Raw genomic sequence first — 21,156 nt, forward strand, 5'->3', positions numbered from 1 at the left:
GAGCTAGACAGTTTTCAAAGTAAAGATAAACTTTCAATAAATGACTCTTTCTTGTCGCGTGTAAGTACAAGTCCGATTTCCCAACTAGTACCTTTTTATAATAAAGGATTTTCAGTCTATAAAATAGTTCGGAAGTCTAAAAATGTAGAAAATTGTTGATTCTTTTTTTATCATTCGGGAAGCCGGCATATCGTTAATTTTCTCCTATCAGTTTGCTACGGTTCTCCACGAAGAAATCTTCTATCAACACCTGCAATTTATCATCTAAATTATAGTAAGCAGCATCGGCTTTATGGATAATCTCATAAAACCGCTCTTCTCCTTTTCCGCTGTTCTCAAGCGCCAGATGCAATTCCCACATGTCCTTACCGTATCTATAAAGAATTTCTGCATAGCTATCTGCGCCGATTTTTTTCAAGATATCGGTCAGTTCATTAAGATAATTGTCTATACCGGCGTGCGCGATGTCTTCGCTAAGCCAGTTCAGCCATGCCTCATGCCCGCCGCTCTCAAGCTCCGCATAATAGTAAAATAGAATGGAAGATTCCCTTAATGTCGGATTACCCTCCAAATCTTCCGCAGTGGTAAGAGTTGCTAGTACAGTGTTCCATATCTCGTCGCGATTCGGCACATCATTCCTGTTCGCTTTGTTTTTCATCGTTGGTTCCCCCTCTAATCTCTGGATTAAGGATAATTATACCACCTATACATATTGGAAAAAGCAGATAGCTAGTCGACACTGAAACAAGAAGCGATTTTCTCAAACTATGCTGTGCTCGCCAATCTTGCCGGGAATACAGGTTACACTTTGGAACTTAGTAAGCCCTGTGTAATTCATCAGTCAAACTGTGTGACTTTTCACATATCCAGGAAAATTAGGTTGTGATATTTTTAATGGTAATAAGGATAATAAAAGGAGAGTTGCAGCATGAGTTGTGGTTGTTCAAGTCTTGAAGATGGCAAGGCAATTGTTGATCATGTGAAAAGTAAAGGAAAACAATTTAATCCGCCATTGGTTGCCCATGAATTGCATTGTGAGTGCGGCGAGGCTTTCACGCTTGAAACAGTGATTATGGACTGTCCTAGCTGCGGAATGACATACGCAGTCACACCTTGCAGTTCCGCCGATATTGAAAACATCAAACCTGCAGGAATCCGATACGCTTAAATCATAGATAGTAAAAAAACATAGACCAGTCAAAAACCCGGTCCATGTTTTTTTGCATCTATTAAATTTCACTATCGCGCTGCTTCCTGTGATAAATCCTCAAACTTACTCCTAGTAGAAGAAGTGGGACTGCGAAGGCAGCATAGTTGAGATTGGTGAAGCAGTAGCAGGCAGGCAGTTGCCGCCGGAATCGTTATCCGATTTTGGCAGCCCTGTGTCTGGTCCCTGAAAAGGAAACAGCGCTTATGGCGGATGCTGTTTTTTTGTGCCTAAGATTCAAGGTTACTAATTTTTTCTTCAATGACCTTGAGTGCCGCTTTGATATCCTGGACGTTTATGTCAACTTTGAAATTTGCTTTAAAGTTTATTCCTACTGTATATCCTGCTTCTTTAAACATAGGGATGTCGTTTTCCCCATCACCAATCGCGACTACATCTTCCCTGGACCAGCCTTCCCTGTCCAGGAGTGATTTGATTGCATTGCCCTTATTGATGTCCTTTGGGGCAATGTCAATGGAATCAGAATGCTGATAAAAAACCAACTCGGCGGCAATATCATATCTGCTGAATAAAATCTCGACAATTTGGCGAAGCTCGGGCATATCCTTAATATCCCTTGGAAAAGCTGTGACACTTAGAGCATTGGGCTGGAACCAGACTCGTTCTTTAAAATGGAAGTCAATTTCCTTATGGATTTCTTTTAGTAACTCCCGTGATTTTTCTTTCACATCTGCATCTATGATCACTCGCGGCGGAACAGCACAGCCATAGTAAATATTTAAGCCGTTTTCCCCAATAACAATCGCTTCCCTTAAACCGACCTGACGTACCATTCCAGAAATATATATAGCAGGCTTACCTGATACAAATGCAATCCGAATACCTTTTTTTTCTAATAACAGCAATTTTTCAACTGTTTCTTTGAGGATCGGCTTATTAATTCCAGCTAGTGTATTATCTATGTCGAATGCCAATAACTTTGCCATTATCCTCACCTCTTTCTCACTCTGCATCACATATTATGTATGCCGTATAGTCAGAATACCAATTCTCCATGATTAACTCAAATTGAACCATGAACCGACCATATGAAAAACTCCCTTAATAAATCCTTTAAAAAGGCCCACATTATCCTGGAATTTATTAAGATCAAATGCGAAGAGAGCAATTAAAAATGCTGCAAAGGCAAGAATATAATTTGTCTGTGATACTTTAGCAAGATTCTTATCAAGTGTACGTCCGCCCATCGTATCAAGGATGTGTTGCCATAGGTGTACCAGCTTCTCCTCCTCAATACATACCTCATCAATTTCGATTTGTCTCTTTTGCTTTCCATTTTTCAGTTTTGGCTTTGCGAGTTTGTTGATTTCCTGCTCTTTCCTTTTCCTGCTTTTCGCTTCCTTAATTTTATAAAGGCAATAATGATAGATGGAATTCGTCATTGCTTTTAGGAAATCGTCGCTAACTCCCGCTCGGGTATAAATGATCGTCGAAGGAATACTTATCCGGATATTGTATTTACGCCCAACCATCCAATATTTCCTCGGTTCATTTATATCAAATGCCATGGTTGTTGTATCATCTGAAAAAATTGGGTCTTCCTTTTTCAAAAAAAACTGAAGCCCCTCATGCAGAATAAGCAGTTGATAAATGCTTTTATCAATAAACCCCTTATCTAAATTAGGTTTTATTATTGAATTATCTATGGTGTTTTTCACAAACTTTTCAAGTATTGCTCTGATATCCCGTATTTTAGGGACTATATCTCCCTCCAGGATGAACTTAAAAATAACCCGATGATGGTAATAACCCATTTCCGCATGGCTGCATTGAAGGGAGAAAGGAAATAATTTTGTAATGTCTTGACAATCAAGATGATACGTTTCCCATTTGCCCTTTGAGGTTTTCATATTATATTTTAAATGCCTCATTATACTTTGGTTGATGTCTTTTAATTCTCCAGAATTAAAGATAATATTTTTCTTGTCCTCATTTTCAAAAGAAAAAAGGCCCAGCACATACACCTCTGTAATCATGTACAATCCCCCCTTAGTCAATCAAAATAAACCAGCTTTAAATTTCTATAAAGACTTGTTAATCTCTTTTTTTACAAGTAAATGGCCAATCCAGTAAAGCGGATTGACCATCTACCTTCATTATTACTGCACAACCTTTTTCGCTGCGGTGCTTAGGTTGCCAGCGCGGTCTTTTGCTGTCACATAAAGGGTTATATTACGCTTTTGCGCGGGGATAGAAACCTTGAATTTACCATATTTATCTGTAGTTGCGGTTCCGATCACCTTTGTCCCAGCCTTCACTGTAATAACAGTGTAGGCTTCCGCTGTCCCAACCACAGTCCGGTGAGTGCTTTTAACAGTATTCACTTTTGGCGCCCCTGGCTTGGTCTTGTCAATTGTAAATTTTACTGTTGTTTTATTTCCTGCGGAATCTGTAACAACCAAAGTATAAGCCTTTGCAGTTGTAACGAGAGTCCCACTCTTGAAGGCAGCGCCGTTCAGGGTAGCTTTACCTTCATTAAAATAAACCCGGACGTCTTTATTGTAATATTTTCCGTTCGCAACACCGGTTACCTTTGGGGCTGTCTTGTCGATTGTGAACTTAACTGTTGTGGCATTCCCCGCCATGTCGGTTACAACTAACGTGTAAACTTTGGCTGCAGAGATAAGTGTACCACTTACATAGGCAGCTCCATTCAAAGTAGCACTTTTTACTTTATTGCCATCTGTAAAATAAGCCCTGACATCTTTATTGTAATACTTATTCTTTGCAACTCCGGTTACCCCGGGTCCTGTTTTATCAATGATGAAGGAAACTTCAGTCACATTTCCGGCCGCATCCTTCACGATAAGCTTGTGGAGGCCTTCCTTAGAGATAACCGACCCTTTGTTAAAAGCAATGCCATCAAGAGTGGCTGTACCTTCATTGAAGCTGACCGTAACATCCTTGTTATAAAGCCCATTCACTGAGACACCAGTTACCACAGGCTTAATTTTATCAATCTTAAAGACTACCGTTCTTTTATTACCTGCTTTGTCCCGGACGATAAATTCATAGCTGCCCTGCGTCTTAATTGTTGAAGCATTTGCAATCGGCTTGCCGTTCAATGTTGCAGAGCCAAGATTTGGGTCTGCGTAATAAAGCGTGACATCTGTATTGTATGCTGTTCCAGTGGTCACCCCGAATACCTCAGGAATGGACTTGTCGATAGTGAATGACAAGTCTGCGGTGCCATTCTCTCCTGTCACAACGAGGTTATAGGTTCCCTCATCAGTTACAGCTCTTCCGCTTGTAAATTCACTTCCATTTAGAGTTGCCGTTCCCAAAAATGTTATCACGACATCATGATTGTAAAAGCCGCCATTTGCCACACCATTTACCATCGGGTCAAATGGTTGTGCTTTTACCGTAATATATACAGGCGCGCTTACATTATTAATCCGGTCTGAAGCAGTCACGGCCAGAACAGTCCCTGCTTTTTGGACTGGAATCCTAACAGTGAATGTACCATACACTGTGGCGGTTGCCCTCCCGATTTCAATTCCGCCTGCCTTGACTATAATGATTGAGCCTGCTTCCCCTGTTCCAGTTACCTCTTCATCCTTATCAGATACTTCATTCACGATTGGAACGGATGGTGCTGTTTTGTCTTGGACAGTTACTGCAGTTGACTGGCTGATGTTCCCAGCTGCATCTTCTGCATAGACATAAACTGTTGTTCCTGGACGCTGTTTTGCAATTGCAATTGTAAATTGGCCATCGTTGCCTGCGTAGGACCTGCCAATTTCAGTACCGCCAACTTTTGCAAAAACAGCTGAATTGGGCTCAGCCACTCCAGTTAATTTTGTATCACTATCTCCAACTGGATAGACAAAAGGTTTGGCAGGAGCGACGGTATCACTGCTCTCCCCTTCCTTAAAGTAGGTGTAAGTGATATTTGCGCCCTTCGATACAGGCTCAATAAATCCTTCACTTGAATCGTAACGGACAGTAATTGCTCCCCCGCCGCGCAGATTTGCTGAGTTTCCGTTATACGCCCTTACATTAAGAGAATTAAAAAAACTGTTACCCTTGAATCCATAGTAGCCAAAAGGCTCTTTCAGCAACAAAGCAGCGCGGAAATTTGTCATTACTTTTCCGATTGTAAGACTTGGATTTATATACTTTTTCACTGCATTCTCAACAGCTTTATAATCGTTGTTTGAATCGGTAAGAATTTCCTTGAAAATCGCATTGCCACGGTTGGTCTGGATTTTCAGGTATTGACCGAACAGATAAGACAGCGAATAGTTGGCAAGAGTATCACCTTCATAGTCCCAGTATAGAAGGGAATGCCCATTGGCAGTTGACTGGGAAGCATTATAATAGTCTAATCGGTCAGTCAGGCCCCGGCCTAAATATATTTCCTCTGCTGCCATTGCGAAGGCTTCATCGAGCCATACAGGCATATCAGAACCGCCTTCGACAAGTACATTTTGGTTGAAGTTGACCATATGCTGGAACTCATGGGCAAGCGTTTCGTATGCTGCAGTTACATCATCAGAATAGGAACCCATAAGCGGGTACGTATCGACATAAAAGATTTCCGATTTATTGGAGTAGGCATCATTGTACAAATCTCCTGAATAGAAATACCCTGCCACAAAACCACCGCTTCCGCTAAAACCATCCTGGATATCATACGCAAGGATATCGATTTTTCCATCGCCATTCACATCGGATTCTTTCCCAAAATTGGATGTAACGGAAGGATAAATCCTTGATTCAAATTCCCTGCCAAGCTGTTCGGCTTGAGAATCGCTGATGTCATACGCATTCACCCAGATATTCGCTTTCGTCCCACTGTAGGCGAGAGTAGCCCTAGTTGAATTGTATTGTCCGGTCTCAAGATTTGCGGTCCAAAAATATTTGCTATCGCCTTTTACATAGGATGGAAGGATGGACTGGGAGTTTTTCTTGACGAGTCCTCCTTTTGATGATTCCGGATCAAATGGCTTAATATAATCAAGCTTATATGCCCCCTGCTTTAACTCTTTTGAAAACGAATAATTATTATTATTGATACTGAAGGTTCCTGTTGGCTGGGTTACTTCAGCGTTTAACGACTCGTTGCTGATCAGCGCAAACGAATCCCCGCCAGTTTCATCGCCTCCGCCGCCAGTGTAAAAAGGATTGGCGACTTTAAAGTTGACAACATCAACCCAGTAGTCTGCATCATAAGTGTCAGTGACGCCAGCCCTCATATATAGATAAGGCTGATTCAAAAAAACAGACTTTGGAAGCTGGGCATACAAATAAAGCGCATCGGAACCAGTTGTATCATAATCAACACTGCCGACAAACGTTAAGTTGCCTTGGCTTTCTGTATAAAATTCAATCCAGAAATACGGGTCCTTGGAGTACGTATAGTCAGAGTAATACTCAATTGTCAACTCCATTTGGTCCGAGCTGTACTCAGCTAAATTCTTAAAGAAAAAATACTGGCTTCCCCCATACGTATCAGTAAGGTCTCCTATACGTCCACCTTTGCTTATCAGCGGATAGCTGGTAGGATCTGTGAAATCTAACTGCTCCTGCATTTTCCTGGGATTTTGTCCACTAACTGTGTTTAATGAAGAGTTTAATTTATTGCCAGTTGAAGGACTAATATTCTCTTCACTTACAGTTTGGCTTGTCTGCTGATTCTCTGCCGGCTTTGCATCACCTTCTTCTGCAGCCGTTGTAAGCGGTAATACCAATAATTGCAGCACCAGCAGGAAAGCTACTAATCTCCTCTTTTTTCTCACGTTTTTCCCCTCTCCCTGTCAGTATAGCCAGGTCTATAATTCTTTGTCAGCACTTAGTTTGCATATAGATTTGTAGTGTACTTGATTCCATCATAATAATAGGTAACTCTAATGTTAGAGATATTATAGAGAGACTTCCCCGGATCAAAATAATAGTCACTATAATAACCTGCATACGTAGTCCAGTTTGGACTTTCACTGTAAACTACCCGCCCATTTTCTATAACCTCAAACTTCGTAACTTTAAGGCTGAAGCGGCCGCTATTATAAACCCTAATTGCTCCAACATCGTAACTATAATCATAAACCCATATCATGTAATAGCTTGGAGATTCTCGAATATCAAGGGTAAGTGTCTTCGATTTTACAGTAGAAGTTCCCCTCACCTTTACATCAACGGTCACTGTGTATTTTCCTTTTGCCGGCGGTGTAAAACTGAACGTCTTACTTGAAGAGTAATTCTTTTTAACAACACCATTGACTCTGAATCTGTATTCAAGATATTTGCCGGATGAGTTAGCTGTAAAAGTAAACGCGGTATCCTCTTTTTGAAGAAGTCCCTTATTCGCCTTCAAAGTCGGTGCCGAAAAATTAGCAGGTGTAAAGGCCGTATAACTAACAGCCTTGGAAGCAGTTTTTCCTGATGCCTTGCTACGGACAGTTACCTTTACCTGGTATGATCCGGCTGAAGTCGGTTTCCAAGAATAATAGTTTTTAGAAGAGTAACTTTGTACAGTTCTCCAAGTTCCGCTTTTATAAACAGCGAAGCTATATTCCAGCTGAATCCCCTTGGCTGCCGCTGTCCATTTAATTGTTGAATTCACTGGATATGGGGAAGCCGCACTGGGTTTCAGTGATGTAATATAAACATTCGGATCCTTAATTTCATAGGTAGCCGATTTGCTGACAATCCGATTTGGATACTGAGACCGGCGTACTTCAACTTTAATCGTATACTTGCCAATTGCAGTCGGTTTCCAGGCATAAGTTGTTTTTGAACCAAAGGCCTGGACAACCTTACCGTTTACTGAAAACTGATACTGGAGCCCGGTTTTATTGGCAACTGCAGTATACGTGATAATTTTGTTCGGCACATATGGTGAAGCAATATTTGGTGTTAAAGACGTAATGGTGAAGTCAGGAACATAAGCCTTGATTGAATAGGCAATTTCCTTTTCGGCAGTCACTTCTTTATGTATTGGATCTCTCACAGCCACCTTGACTATGTAATCTCCCGGCGTTGTCGGTGTCCATGTATAGGTATTTGAAGTACTGAAGTCCCTGACAACTTTTCCATCAATGGAATATTGGTACTGAAGTCCAGGTTTATTTGCGGAAGACTTGAAAGTAATGGCCTTTCGCTCTATTTGCGGCGATGCAAAGTCAGGCGTTATTCCGGTAACTTCTAAACCAGAAACAAAGTCTGCCTCACTAAAGAGAATGTAATCTGTATTTTTAAGTTCGGGCCCATCACCATTCCTGGATTTAACAGCGATATAATAGGACCCTTTCTGCAGGCTTGCTTCTATAAATTCATAGTAAAGATTGCCTCTGTCATCCGAGATGGTCTTATTGCTGCTAACTGCCAACTCGTTTCCACTTGCATCGTACAGGCCCAACTCATGCCGCTTCAAGTATAAGTAATGAGTATCTAAATCTTTTCCAAGAACAGAATAAAATCTGAAGGTTCCGGAATAAGGCAGGTCAATTTTATAAAAATCGGCATCGTACTTATCCTGGAGGATGCCTTCAACTCCATCCTTTACCGCAATAGAACTCGCATGTTCAATTGCGTCGTTTGGCTCAAATTCAATTCCTGTTAACTTGGCAGGCTTGTTAATCAAGTCTGTCGGCAAGCCTGTCTCTCCCTCTGCAGCAGCAGGGCTAATCCCAGCTGAAAACGCCAACAAAAAAGCCAACGCGTAAAGTACAATTTTTCTCATTTCCGACCCCTCTATTTCAAATTGGTATATAGGAACATTATACCATTTAGGTGGAAGAATATAACTTTGTAGAAATATATATTTAAAATTTAGTAGTTCTTAGCACCCAATAAAATCAGCTAATTAGCTAGCGGTTTACGTGATTGCTAAGTGGATTTGGTTTGGCTGACAAAACGAAGTTGATGTAATTGTCTTGTTTTGGATAGGGAAAGTAGGATAAAAGCCGGCTTGTAGTAACAGATGAGTTTTTGTCATCGAGGGCATAGGCTCTGAAACTGCTCCACGGATATTTGTCAAGGTTATCTGTCAAGCCTGCCCTGAGCGGGTTCAAATGGATGTACCTGCTCAATTCCAGCTCGTATCTTCTTGACTTGATGATTTTCGCCCGATATCGTTTCTCAAAAACGGAACCGGTATAGTGATATTTCCTATTAAAATACATTGCATAGCTGGAATGAATCGCTTGCATGATTTTGGATGGTGGATGGTCAATGGTCTCGATTTGGAGATGGATGTGGTTTGGCATGAGGCAAAAAGAATGAAGGTGAAAGGGGTAACGATTTTTTATCATGAACAGTATTTGAAGATACATGTTTCTGTCCTCATCGTCATGAAAGAGAGATGTTCTTCGTATGCCTCTAGCCATAATATGGAACTGTGCAGATGGAAACCAGATTCGTTTCGGTGAAGGCAAATTAGCCACTCCTTTAAAGGGATTTTGATTATGTGGGTTTTATTTGGAGGCTTACGCGATGTGGTAATGGTGAAGTGTGGGATATTGTTAGTATTCTACATTTCGATTTGGTCTCCTGCTTTTAATTCACTAGTAGCTTTTAGTTAATTTTAAAATTTCTTCCTAGTCATTTCTTAGTTACGAATCACTATTATTGTTCCAAGCTTAGTAAAAAAGTGTGAAAGGGATAACTAGTAAACCTTCAAGCCCTACTAGTTATATTTTTCTATCAGAAGATAAATTAGCCCCTTTTCACTAGCAAAGCAATCGGGATACTAGTAAAGGGTAGCTATTTCTTTAGCAAAAAATCACTAGGTAACGCTCCCCGAACAACGCACTTTCCAGGATTGAGGATAAAAAGCAACAATCAGGAAGGCTTTCCTGGTTCAATTTTAAAAAAGCAAAAAGATCCAGCTTTATCAGCCAGATCTCCTCACCAATCACTACTACACTATTAATACGGCCTTGCACTCTTAATGACTGTCCAGCCGCTGTACACTCTTTTCGTACCAACCATCTTGTATGCCCTGACTTTGAAGTAATACGTTTTTCCTGTTGTCAGCTGCGTTCTGATGGCCGAAGTGTTTGTTGTCGTTCTTATATGTGTGTACGTCCCTGTTTGGGATGTTGCCATGTGAATTTCATAGCCATTCGCACCGGATACCGCGCCCCAGCTCATTTTTACGCTTGTCGGGCTGTATCGGTATGCTTTAAAATCAGTCGGGACGGACAGGCTTGGTGTTGCATTCTTAATAGCAGTCCAGCCGCTGTACACTCTTTTTGTACCGACCAGCTTGTATGCCCTCACTTTAAAGTAATACCTTGTGCCTGTTGTCAGCTGGGTATTGATTGCCGATGTTTTATCGGTTGTCCTAATATGCGAATAGGTCCCTGAATAAGAGGTTGCCCGGTGGATTTCGTAACCAGTTGCCCCCGATACAGCACCCCAGCTCATTTTCACGCTGGTCGGGCTATACCTGTACGCTTTAAAATCGGTTGGAACGGACAGGCTTGGTGTAGCGCTCTTCACCACGGTCCAGTTGCCGTACACCTTTGCAGTACCAACCATCTTGTATGCCCTAACCTTAAAGTAATATGGTTTTCCTGTCGTCAGCTGTGTTCTGATGGCCGAAGTGTTTGTTGTCGTTCTTATATGTGTATACGCTCCTGTCTGTGATGTTGCCATGTGAATTTCATAGCCATTTGCACCGGACACAGCGTTCCAGCTCATTTTTACACTCGTCGGGCTGTATCTGTACGCTTTAAAGTTCTGCGGTGCGGCCGGAACCGGTTTTGCAGAAACGATTGGGCTATACTTCCCATAAATAATACCTCTGTATCCGGTATCAAAGAATGTCCTAATTTTGTAATAATAGGTTGTTCCAGTCTTCAGGCCAGAATCGGTTATGGATGTGCCAGCAACAGCACCAAGTTTTGTGTATGGCCCATTCTTCGAAGTAGATCTGAAAATCTCATATCCATCTATTTCACCATTCGCAGCGGTCCAGCTCAATTTGATGCTTGTCTCAGAAGCGCTTGTGGCCTTGGAATAAAGCACTGGCTCCAGATAGTTAGGATCTGTCGAAAACCATTTATAGGTAACGGCTCCAGTTGTTTTGTTGATACCCGTCCCAATTTTTATCAATGGAAAGCCAACTGACTTCTTCAGCTTGATTCCATACCATACCTCGGAATACCGGCCGGGTGCCACAATTACGTCTTTTTCCCCATAACCAGCCAGGTCCCCTTTAAAAGTGGATACAGCTAGCGGAGTTATTTTTTGCCCTGAGGATGTATAGAAGTCCTGAGTACTTGAAATAAAATCAGAAGCTTTTAAGTTATCTTGCCCCGAAAGGTAGTCTAAATCGAATCCTAACAAAATCCACTGCTCATCCGAAGCCGGTGGAGAATAATTAGAGCTATCCTGTTTCAATATGTAATTTGCATTTTCCCCTGAGTAATGTGCAAATTCCCCGAATTCCAATGTCCTTGGTTTTTGTGCAGCAGATTCCTGGAAGGTAATTTTATGATAATCCAGCGCGCTGTGAGGAGTACTCAAGTCCCCTGATGCAGCTGATGCTGTTATATCCTGGACAAACATTGCGATAAATAGGGCCATGGCTGCCAGTAAAAAATAAATGCCGCTCTTTCTCATACTGTCTCCTTTCTTAAAACGATAGATGGGTAACGATTAACTCGTAACCTATCATACCAATAGAGGGATATTTATCCAAAGTTTCTCACTATGAATATATTAAAAACAGTTCTAAAGTAATAGAAAAAACTAGCTCATAAAGCAGGCAACGACTGTAACAGTTGTTCTGTACGCCGCCTCTTGGGAACGGCATAATTTATTCGTTACAAACCCTACCGCCCTGTTTCACAATGCGGGCAAACTGTCCGTGTTGAATCGTACTGCCCTCCGCAATTCCTGCAAAAAACAACTCCGGCTTCAATCGCAGCGGCTGCCTCAGCCGATTGGGCTTTCGATTTTTTGGATACAGTCGCAGACGAATTGCCGCCCACCTTTTTCCGCAAAGAAATCACCATTCCGAGCGTAATGAAATTAACCAGCAAGCTTACGCCTACAAGAATCAAAAGCAATAATGTTTCGTCCATAAACAATCCCCCCCTACCTTAAAAACTGCAAAAAGACTAGTTTTCAAATGTGGTTAAAAGAAACTTCGAAGGTGCACCGACACACCTTCGAAGTCTCGAAGTTTAGCTTACTTTTTCATCAATTGTGTTTTCGTTGACAGTTTTCTTCCTTCTAAACAGGAGCAAGGCTGCCAGGGCGACACCGATGATTCCGAGGCCGCTAAGTGAACCGATGAACACTGGCTTGTCGTTGTACCAGCGGACAATCGGGTTAGTGGAGATGAGCAGGTCATCCACTTCCTTCGTCAGCTCATTGCCAGCAGCATCGACCGCAGTGATTTTAACTTTTTGCTTCTGGTTGGAGCTTGGAATCTCGAACGTATAGTTTTCGCCATTTGCCTTGAAGGCTACTTCAACATCATTAAGGAAGATGGAAGCGTCCTGAAGGACAAGATTGTCCTTAATCGAAATCGTCACTGGTTTGTTTTCTAACGGGTATTGCTCTCCGCTCTCAATATCGATTGGCACAATGACTGGCGCTGTTTTATCGATACCGAAGGAGATTTCGGCTTTTTTCGTTTCATCAATGTTTTCATTAATGTTTCCAGCGGCGTCTTCTGAATAAAGCGTTACGGTATATTTTCCGTCAGATGCGAACAGCGACTTGCCAATCACATATTTGTATTGGCTCCAGGTTCCGCCGCCTCCAGACTCAGTTACGGTATAATCCGTCCCCAACGCAAGGTCGACAGGTGTACCGTTCTTGGTCATCTTGACCTTAATGGAATCCTTTTTCAGGCTGTCGACATTTGTTTCTGTTAAAACAACATCCTGTTCGTTTTGGACATATTTGCCCTCGATTGCCTGCAGAGACTCATCGAACGCATACACCGACCCAAACCGGTTCACTGAGAACTGGATGGTTTGCGTTGACTGATTACCTGCAAAGTCGATTAAAGTGGCCGATAGTGTATACAGGTCATCATTTTCTTTTGTCTTTTTAAAATCATTGAATGTAAACACCTGGCCGTTCGGAATATCGGCGAACTTTCCATCAAGCGCGACGGCTTTACGGTTTGCACCAGACAATTTAATCGAGACGGCCTTCCTGTCAAAATTCGTATCAGAGAAACGGACAACCGGGATAACAGCACCCTTATTTGCTGATTTATCCTTCACACCAGCGATTTCCAGCTTTGGCGCGGTGTTGTCGATAATGAATTTCTCAGTCTGGTAATCAGCCATTACGTTGCCAGCTTTATCTGTGTAATCAATGTCAAAGCTATATTCTGCGTCCGCTGCATACGTTACCGTCGCGGTATGGACATCGCCCCTGGCGCTCCAGCCGCTTATTCCCGGGAAGGCTGCCGGCTTGCCATTATCGGTTGCCGAACCAGTCACCCGGATCCTGCTTGCATCAAAGTTATGCTCCGTAATCGAAATTGTTGCCGTCCTTGGAGCATTGTAATAGTTGCCGTTCGCGCTGGCATTATTGCTGTAGGACACAGTGATTTTCGGTTCTGTTTTATCAATCGTGAACTTGCTTTGCGGAACCGGCGGTGCTGCATGGCCTGCACGGTCTTTGAATTTGATGTCAAACGTGTATTCACCGTCGGCCGTGTAGCTAACTGTTGCCGTATGTGTCGTTTGATCAGGATTTCCCGCATTCGTGCGTGTCGTCCAGCCACTTAAGCCCGGAATCGCTCCGTCCTTGTTTGTAATCAGGTGCTCAACATCTTCTTTGTTAAAATTGCGCTCAGTGATGACAATCGTTGCTGTCCGGTTTGCCTTATAAAAATCAGGGAAATCCGGATCCGGCGAGTTATTGTCATAGGTCATCTCGATTGCCGGAGCAGTCTTGTCAATACTAAACTCAATCTTTTCCTCGGATGAGTTGCCGGCTCGGTCGGTCATTTTAACCTTAACAACAATGTTATTGCTGTTATTGGCAACCTTCAAGGTCCTGGTCATTTGCGTGACAAGGTTCTTTTCAGTCCTTGTTTGTTTCCAGCCTGCTGCATCGCTGCCTTTCGCATACGACTTATCATTGTTGATGACAATTTTACCGCTCTGGTTGTTATCTTTATCATTCGGTGCCACAACAGACCATTCAATCTCGCTCAATCCGGAATACGTATCAGTAACTGTCAGCTTTACATCAACATTTTGCGGATAAAGCTCGAGATTATCCTTATCTTTAAAGCTAGCTTCTGGCTTTTCAAATTCGATATGCTTTTCCTTCGCATGCTGCTGTGTATTCTCAATAACCGTACCATCTGGTGTTTCAAATGCGCCCTCGTTGTTGACATGGTCAGCCGCTTTTGCAAAAATCTGTCCTTTAAAAGCAGCCGGAACATCGAAGGTCAGCTTGCCGGTTGTTGGAATTGGAACAAGATTTCCAACGTCCTTTGCAGAAATTACCTTAAGCGAGCCATTTCCAAGCACCGCATAGGTTTTGCCGTTGTTCTGGTCCTTCAAGTACACAGACATCGATTTCACTTTACTTGTAAATTCGTTGGCTACTTTCGGGTCTTCAGCCGTTACAGTGACCTTTGTTTTCTTTTTAAAATAAAAGCCATACTGAGTCAGTTCGACAGAGCTCTTCAGCTGGTTAGTCTCTTCGACTTTCTCAAACTTCCCATTTCCTGCCTGGACTGAAAAGGAATAATCGAGGATTTCCGGGCTTGTTGCATCCTTATACGTCTTCGTCTCTGTCTTGAATGTATTGCCTGCATTATCAATCACATATACCGAAATCACATAAGAGCCATCTTCGTTAATTTTAATTTTCGGATCACCCGTATCGATTGTATAGCTGACCGGCCCGGTTACCTTTTCATCCTTGTCAGAATACTCTCCTCCGGCTTTCGTGCCATTAATATCAATAACAACCGTATTGACACCGGAATCCGCATCCTCAGCTGTGACTTCGAACTTTACATCACCGTTGTACTGATTGCCTCCGTTAGAAGAAACACCCTGATTTGGCTTGACGGTTATTTTTCCAACAGGAGCGGTTTTCTCAATCATGACGACGCCGCTATTGTCTGCAGTAATATTTGAGTTGTCCTTCGTCACTAGAATCTGGTTCGTATTTTTCACATTGTCTGTTACATCTACAGTAAATGCACCTTCAAAGCTATTGCTATCAAGCGTAAACACCGCCTCAGCTGTCAGGCCATCAGATTCATAGCTTTTCTGGACAGGCACTGCTTCCTTGTCACTAGTTGTTACGGCAATTCCCTTAACTCCCGATGCTTCATCCTGAACCTTCACAGTAATCTCAATTTCCTTATTGAAGAACGTTCCAAATGAAAGGAAGTTGAGTGTTTTTGCAAAAACACCATCGTTTTTCTGTTTGAAGGTTACTGCATCTTTACCTTCAGCCAGCAATGGTTTGGTTTTATCAATGTTCAGGGAGAATTCCTGTACATCAGATACGTTCCCGGCTAAATCTTCTGCCCAAATTCGGTACGTACCCTGATAATCCTCATCCACTGTTTCAAAGGTATAGGTGTTGGTTCCCTTGTTAAAACCAGCCTCCAGCATTTCGCTGGAAGTATGCGGCTCTTTGCTGTAATACACCTTCGCAATTTCGGTTGAATATTCCATACCGGCAAACTCTTGCGGTACATTTGTCAGTTTGCCGGTTACGGTACCTTTTCCGCTGAACCAGACAGTTCCATCAATCTCCGCCTCATTTGCTCCGGTCACGGCCGGCTTGTCAAGGACAGGACTGGCTGTGTCAAAAACCAGGATCACTTTGCCTGGCAGTTTAATTTCCTTTGTTCCCTTCCAGCCTCTTTCTTTTACAAAAAGGCGCTCAATCGAAGTTGGCTTATTTAGTGTAAAATCACGGCTCCAATTCCTGAAGTAGTCCGAGTCCGCATAGCTGAGCCTTGTATATGGATCAACTGGCGCAAGCTTAATGACAGCGTCCTTAGAAAAGACGAGGATTTCATCGGTGCCAGCCTTATAGCTTGTTATCAGACTGCCTTTCTCAGGTGTAACAGACACATACGTCTTCCAATCACCATCAAGAGCAGGCACCGGTACGAATTTGGCGGATATCTCGGTATCCTTGGTCACTCCGGTAACCGTGTAGGAGTAGGTACCTTCATCGTTATTATCATCCACAATCTCAGCAGTCTTATTTTCTCCATTCACAAGCAGCTCGGCTACTTCATAGGAGTTATTCAATGGCTTCATGGTAACAACGACGTTACCACTATGCTTAACTTCTGCCTTATCTGTCGAAATGGAACCATAACCCTCCGCTACAAAAGAATCGACCTTATACGTATTGATTTCAAAAATCACTTCGACCTCGTGATTCTCTGTAACACTCTTGAAGGTATATGTATAGACATCGCCTTCCTTCAGCCTATCAAGATTCCAATATCTTTCTCCATCGATCCGAAGCTCCTTCAGATGATGCCCCTCTGCCGGGTCAATTGTAAACGTACTGTTTTCGCCGTGATTCACCGTAACAGTGCCGCCTTCAGAGGAAATCACCTCACCAGCTTCATTCTTCAATGCACCATCACCGTTGCTGTTGAACGTAATAGTGTATGTTTTTACCGCGAACTCAACGTTGATGGTTGTATCCGCAGAAAGATTCTTAATCTCTGTTTTGAACTGTTGATTATCTGAAACTTTCTCCTCTTTGCCGTCAATTTCGACCTTTTTAATGAGAGAATTTTTTTCAGGAATGATATTTACAGGGACATCTGTTTTCTTTTTAAACTCAGTTGCTCCTTTATATTCCTTTCCATCCAGGAATACTTTACCCTCACCAGTCTGGGTCACCGTTACCGTATAATGGGTCGGTCCCGGCGGCTCTGGTGCCACAACCGGTTCTTCGGTCACCTCACCTGTTGTCATATCAAAAATGAGGTGCTCAATCTTCCCCTCGATTAGCGTTCTTTCAAAAGATTGTTCACCGACAACAAAAGTAAAGTTTTCTCCAAAAACTGTTTTAGCGAATTCAGGAAACTCTGCGACACCTAACTCATCTGTCGTTGCTGTGAAGTTCACTTCTTCGCTTCCGTTATGTACAACAATCTCCTGGCCAGCAACCGGATCACCTTTATCGACTACCTTTACAGTATAGTTTTCATCGGCCGCAGGTGGTTCTGGTTCAGTTTCGGCTATCGCACTGTATGGCAGACTATACGCGACAAGCATAATCGAAAGCATAACTGCCATCGCACGAGTGAACCTCGATTTCTTCCTGGCCCGAATATACTTCTCTTTCCTGCTCACTCTCATTTCCAACCCCTCCTTCACAAAACTTCATTTGTATGAATGATGACAATATTTTTTACTAACTTGAACTCAATAGGCTGCTTCTCTGTCTCCTCGGTCTCCAGCAGTGTCGTTCCCGCCAGCACAGTCGTTCCTTCAGATAAAACCTGCGTATCCGGGAACTCACCACCGCTTATCGTACTGCTAACGGCCCCATTCGAAGCCGCCATAGCCACAGTCGGAACAGCTTCAACACCGCCAGCGAGGACTTCTGTACCCGATGCCATTTCGCCAAGGACTTCCGTTCCTTCTGAGAGCACTTCGGTTCCCGCTGCAACGTCTTCTATTTCCGGGGAAAGAATTTCTGCTCCATCCGGCAAGACCTCATGCCCAAACCCAAACCCTTCTTCTTTTTGAAAAAGAACTTCAGTTTCCGCTGCCGACGTGGCATGGCCCTCCTGTAAAAGGACAGTGGTTTCTGCGCCGCTACTCACTTCATTCATAAGTACTGTGGTTTCTGCGCTGCCACCCACTCCATTTATAAGTACTGGGGTTTCTGCGCTGCCACTTTGTACAATTGGAAGTACAGTGGTCTCCGCACCCCCGTTTTGCACACCTGCAAGGACAGTGGTTTCCGCAGTGTCACTCAGTTCATTCACAAGTACTGTGGTTTCTGCGCTGCCATTCTGCAGATCTGATAGAACTGTAGTTTCCGAATTACCGCTCTGGTAACCAGCAAGAACTGTGGTTTCGCGAGTCCATCCCGATTCTCCCTTTATAGTGGCAGCATCTTCTGTTTGGTGTTCTCCCCACTGGAAGGTGCTATCCCTTTGGATCGATCCTTCATCAGTTGAAAAGAGGACAACTGTGCCATCGCTGCCATATATTGGCGCAGCGGCTGCCGGTTGGACATTTCGGCCGCTGACACTATTTTGCGGAAGGACATCCGTCGGAATGCTGACCACTGTAGGATGGGAGGCCTCTACAGTTTGGCCTTTTTTATCCAGCCTTTTTGAGCCTGTTCTTTGCGTTAGGGCTTTTCGCAATCTGCTAGACTTTGATTCTACCTTCGATGTTAGCTCGCCGCGCTCGAGATTGAAGGCATCTGGCTGAAAGACCTTTCGTCCTGAATTGGAGTTCTGCTCGCGAATCTCCCTGATTTGCTTTGCTGCCGTTCGGCCGCTCAAGTCGCCATAAATCGCGGGGATATTCAGTTTAAAAAACATGAAAACGGCTGCCACAAACATCAATCCTGCCAGCGAATATCCGGCGATAGATATGATTTGCCAAATGTAAGCATCCATCTGAATCCCCCTTTACTCCCGATAGGCATTATCAATTGCCTTATCTGTAATCTCAAAACGGCTGATAATGCTCTTTTTAATCTCTTCTGTCTTTTCTGCGGTGACCGCGACATTGCTGGTCGAGTGCTTAACCCCATTCGCTACAGAGCGAATATCTTCCTCACTGATGCCATCGAGCTTAAACTTACGGGCATATGTCTCGATTGAATACATTGCCAATTTATACAGCTCTAGCTTAACGATTTCACTTTCATTTGGCTTCCCGTCAATCAGCTCAATCAGCTTCTTGAGATGTTCCCAGTATGGCTTATACTTGCCCTGGTCGGACGCTTCTTCGATTTGAAGCATAATGTCCTGGTTGAACTTCCCGATATCACGGTATATAACAGCCATTTCATAATAATCCTTGTCGGCGGAGCCATATTCGACCGCATCCTCAAACCACTCAATCGAGCTCTTCATCCTTGTTACCTGATTATCTGTGGATTCGCTTTTTCCATAATCATAGTAATACCAGTAGGCCTTTCCAACCTCGAAGGCAAGGTCGGCATATTCGGGATTCTCACGGAACTCGATCAAGTTCGGATTGAGCTTTTTCTTAAAAATTTCCTCTTCCTCGATTGTAAAACTGGCATCTGCCTTGAACGTATTAAGCAGGCCAATATAGGCGCTGTTTTCCGTCGGCTTGATTTCAATCGCATTAAAATAGTAGTCTACTTTTTTGGAAGATGCCGAGGCTTTTTTCGCCAACTCGATGTTCCGGCTGTAATCCGCATTGTCAGCCTTCACGTTCATAACCTGGCCGAAAATCCCAATCATTAAAAACAGAAGCGAGGAGCCTGCGACAACAGAGAAATTGCGCAGCTTCTTCTTTTGCCTCTCCCTGTACACGTCGTCAAATTCCTCATAATGATGGAGTGCATAGAGAAGCTCGGCACATGATTGATAGCGGTCATCCGGATTAAGCTGCGTGCATTTTTCGATAATCCGTTCAAGTCCTCCTGACAGGTGCGGATTCCAGTAACGGATTGGATAAAGCTCATACGGAGGCTCGCTTGGGTTATGCCCGGTCACAAGATGATAAAGTGTGACCCCCAGGCAATACACATCGGTCCGCGGGTCGGTTTGGCCCTTGCCGCCAAACTGCTCTGGAGCGGCATACCCTTTTGTCCCGAGGCTGACTGTATCGGCGAGATTTTGCTCCTTGTATTCACGGGCAATTCCGAAGTCGATCAACTTCAGATTTCCATCCGGCTTAAGCATTACGTTGGCGGGCTTCATATCTCTGTAGATAATGGTTGGATTTCGTGTATGTAAATAATCAAGAACCTCGCAAAGCTGTTTGGCCCACTCAATGACCAGTTCCTGAGGCTGTGCGCCGTATTCGTCAAGAATCTTGTCGAGCGGCTCGCCTTCAATATAGTCCATAATGACAAATATCCTGTCGCGGTTATCAATGATATCAACAATCCGCGGCAAAGCCGGGTGGTCGAGGCGCTTAATCATATTCGCTTCGGCAAGCGCGCTCTGGTATATGATTTCGTTGTTCTTATCACGCGCCCGCTTTTCGATTTCCTTTACAGCCCATTGCTTATTGAGGCGCTTATCCATGGCTAGGTACACCTTTGACATGCCGCCCTGGCCAATGAGCTTTAGTATTTCATACTTTCCTTCTAAAACAGATCCGATCACGGCCATAAAAAATCGCCATCCTTACTGAATTTTAACAAGCAGAACCGAGATATTATCTGTTTCCTGCCTTTGCTTGTTTAACTCAACCATTCCTTTTGACCGCCGGATCATCTCGGTTTCCCCGTGCAGCTCATCAGGCTTAAACGCCCGGTAGATTTCATCCGCGGTTATAGTGTGGCGGAAGCCGTCCGAACACATGAGATACACCTCGCCAGGAACAGGCCGGCCGAAAATATATTGGGGCTCGACTAGTTTTGACGCTCCTATGCATTGCAAAAGAACATTCCGCCTCGGATCACGCCTAGCCTGCTCGGGTGTCATATTGCCTCGCCTCACTTCCCTGCCGACAACTGTCTGGTCTTCGGTAAGGATTTGCAGTTTTTCATTAATCCGGTACACCCTGGAATCCCCAACATGCGCGACCAGCATGAATTGGTCATCAATGAGGAGCAATGCTGTAAGCGTTGTACCGAGCTGAATCCTCTCCCGCCTTCCATACTCGCCAATCCGGTGGTTCTGCTCTTTGATGATTCGCTCCCAGCGGTAACGAATATCTTCCCAGTTTCCCACCTTAAGCTGCTCCGGCAGTTCCTCTTCAAACCAGGTGGAAAACGCCTTGACAACACTGGCGCTCGCTAGCTCCCCCTTGGCAAGCCCGCCCATCCCG

General features: G+C 43.6%; 13 protein-coding genes. 1 reads left to right on the plus strand and 12 read right to left on the minus strand.

Translation table 11 applies throughout. The features are described from left to right. Positions 1-193 precede the first annotated feature (193 nt). Complete coding sequence (locus TY16_RS13140; protein ID WP_043932364.1) at positions 194-658, minus strand: DMP19 family protein; 465 nt, start codon at positions 656-658, stop codon at positions 194-196. A gap of 270 nt (positions 659-928) precedes the next feature. Here TY16_RS13140 and TY16_RS13145 point away from each other — a divergent pair, with 270 nt between their 5' ends. Further along, complete coding sequence (locus TY16_RS13145; protein ID WP_043932365.1) at positions 929-1,168, plus strand: hypothetical protein; 240 nt, start codon at positions 929-931, stop codon at positions 1,166-1,168. Between the two features lie 269 nt (positions 1,169-1,437). Here the strand turns inward: TY16_RS13145 and TY16_RS13150 are convergent, their stop codons facing one another. From TY16_RS13150 to TY16_RS26595, 11 genes are all read right to left on the minus strand, one after another. Beyond that, a complete protein-coding gene (locus TY16_RS13150; RefSeq protein ID WP_043932366.1) occupies positions 1,438-2,154 on the minus strand; it encodes an HAD family hydrolase in 717 nt (238 codons plus the stop codon). Between the two features lie 72 nt (positions 2,155-2,226). Continuing rightward, the gene (locus tag TY16_RS13155; RefSeq protein ID WP_043932367.1) at positions 2,227-3,204 is read right to left on the minus strand and encodes a hypothetical protein; all 978 of its coding nucleotides are present in this window, start codon (positions 3,202-3,204) and stop codon (positions 2,227-2,229) included. Between the two features lie 123 nt (positions 3,205-3,327). Beyond that, positions 3,328-6,972 carry an Ig-like domain-containing protein gene (locus tag TY16_RS25255; RefSeq protein ID WP_052342716.1) on the minus strand — a complete coding sequence of 1,215 codons (3,645 nt, stop codon included), beginning with the start codon at positions 6,970-6,972 and terminating at the stop codon, positions 3,328-3,330. Positions 6,973-7,025: 53 nt separating this feature from the next. Further along, entirely contained in the window at positions 7,026-8,915 is a 1,890-nt protein-coding gene (locus tag TY16_RS13165) for a triple tyrosine motif-containing protein (RefSeq protein ID WP_043932368.1), read from the minus strand. Between the two features lie 127 nt (positions 8,916-9,042). Further along, positions 9,043-9,609, minus strand: a complete 567-nt coding sequence (locus tag TY16_RS13170) for a transposase (RefSeq protein ID WP_043932369.1) — start codon at positions 9,607-9,609, stop codon at positions 9,043-9,045. A 493-nt stretch (positions 9,610-10,102) separates the two neighbouring features. Beyond that, a complete protein-coding gene (locus tag TY16_RS13175; protein WP_043932370.1) occupies positions 10,103-11,803 on the minus strand; it encodes a fibronectin type III domain-containing protein in 1,701 nt (566 codons plus the stop codon). A 212-nt stretch (positions 11,804-12,015) separates the two neighbouring features. Next, entirely contained in the window at positions 12,016-12,267 is a 252-nt protein-coding gene (locus TY16_RS13180; RefSeq protein WP_043932371.1) for a hypothetical protein, read from the minus strand. Positions 12,268-12,369: 102 nt separating this feature from the next. Further along, a complete protein-coding gene (locus TY16_RS13185; protein WP_043932372.1) occupies positions 12,370-17,517 on the minus strand; it encodes a hypothetical protein in 5,148 nt (1,715 codons plus the stop codon). Between the two features lie 14 nt (positions 17,518-17,531). Then, positions 17,532-18,797, minus strand: a complete 1,266-nt coding sequence (locus tag TY16_RS13190; RefSeq protein ID WP_043932373.1) for a hypothetical protein — start codon at positions 18,795-18,797, stop codon at positions 17,532-17,534. Between the two features lie 12 nt (positions 18,798-18,809). After that, positions 18,810-20,495 carry a serine/threonine protein kinase gene (locus tag TY16_RS13195; protein ID WP_043932374.1) on the minus strand — a complete coding sequence of 562 codons (1,686 nt, stop codon included), beginning with the start codon at positions 20,493-20,495 and terminating at the stop codon, positions 18,810-18,812. Between the two features lie 15 nt (positions 20,496-20,510). Continuing rightward, positions 20,511-21,156: PP2C family protein-serine/threonine phosphatase (locus tag TY16_RS26595; protein WP_043932375.1), on the minus strand; the 646-nt coding region annotated here is incomplete at its 5' end.

Source organism: Bacillus sp. EB01, from assembly GCF_000613125.1.
Lineage (GTDB): Bacteria > Bacillota > Bacilli > Bacillales > Cytobacillaceae > Bacillus_D.

Excerpts from the sequence above, each read along its gene's own strand:
- TY16_RS13165 (WP_043932368.1), bottom strand. The coding sequence starts at position 8,915 with ATGAGAAAAATTGTACTTTACGCGTTGGCTTTTTTGTTGGCGTTTTCA.
- TY16_RS13175 (WP_043932370.1), bottom strand. The coding sequence starts at position 11,803 with ATGAGAAAGAGCGGCATTTATTTTTTACTGGCAGCCATGGCCCTATTT.
- TY16_RS13145 (WP_043932365.1), top strand. The coding sequence starts at position 929 with ATGAGTTGTGGTTGTTCAAGTCTTGAAGATGGCAAGGCAATTGTTGAT.
- TY16_RS13185 (WP_043932372.1), bottom strand. The coding sequence starts at position 17,517 with ATGAGAGTGAGCAGGAAAGAGAAGTATATTCGGGCCAGGAAGAAATCG.
- TY16_RS13155 (WP_043932367.1), bottom strand. The coding sequence starts at position 3,204 with ATGATTACAGAGGTGTATGTGCTGGGCCTTTTTTCTTTTGAAAATGAG.
- TY16_RS13190 (WP_043932373.1), bottom strand. The coding sequence starts at position 18,797 with ATGGATGCTTACATTTGGCAAATCATATCTATCGCCGGATATTCGCTG.
- TY16_RS13140 (WP_043932364.1), bottom strand. The coding sequence starts at position 658 with ATGAAAAACAAAGCGAACAGGAATGATGTGCCGAATCGCGACGAGATA.
- TY16_RS13150 (WP_043932366.1), bottom strand. The coding sequence starts at position 2,154 with ATGGCAAAGTTATTGGCATTCGACATAGATAATACACTAGCTGGAATT.
- TY16_RS13195 (WP_043932374.1), bottom strand. The coding sequence starts at position 20,495 with ATGGCCGTGATCGGATCTGTTTTAGAAGGAAAGTATGAAATACTAAAG.
- TY16_RS13180 (WP_043932371.1), bottom strand. The coding sequence starts at position 12,267 with ATGGACGAAACATTATTGCTTTTGATTCTTGTAGGCGTAAGCTTGCTG.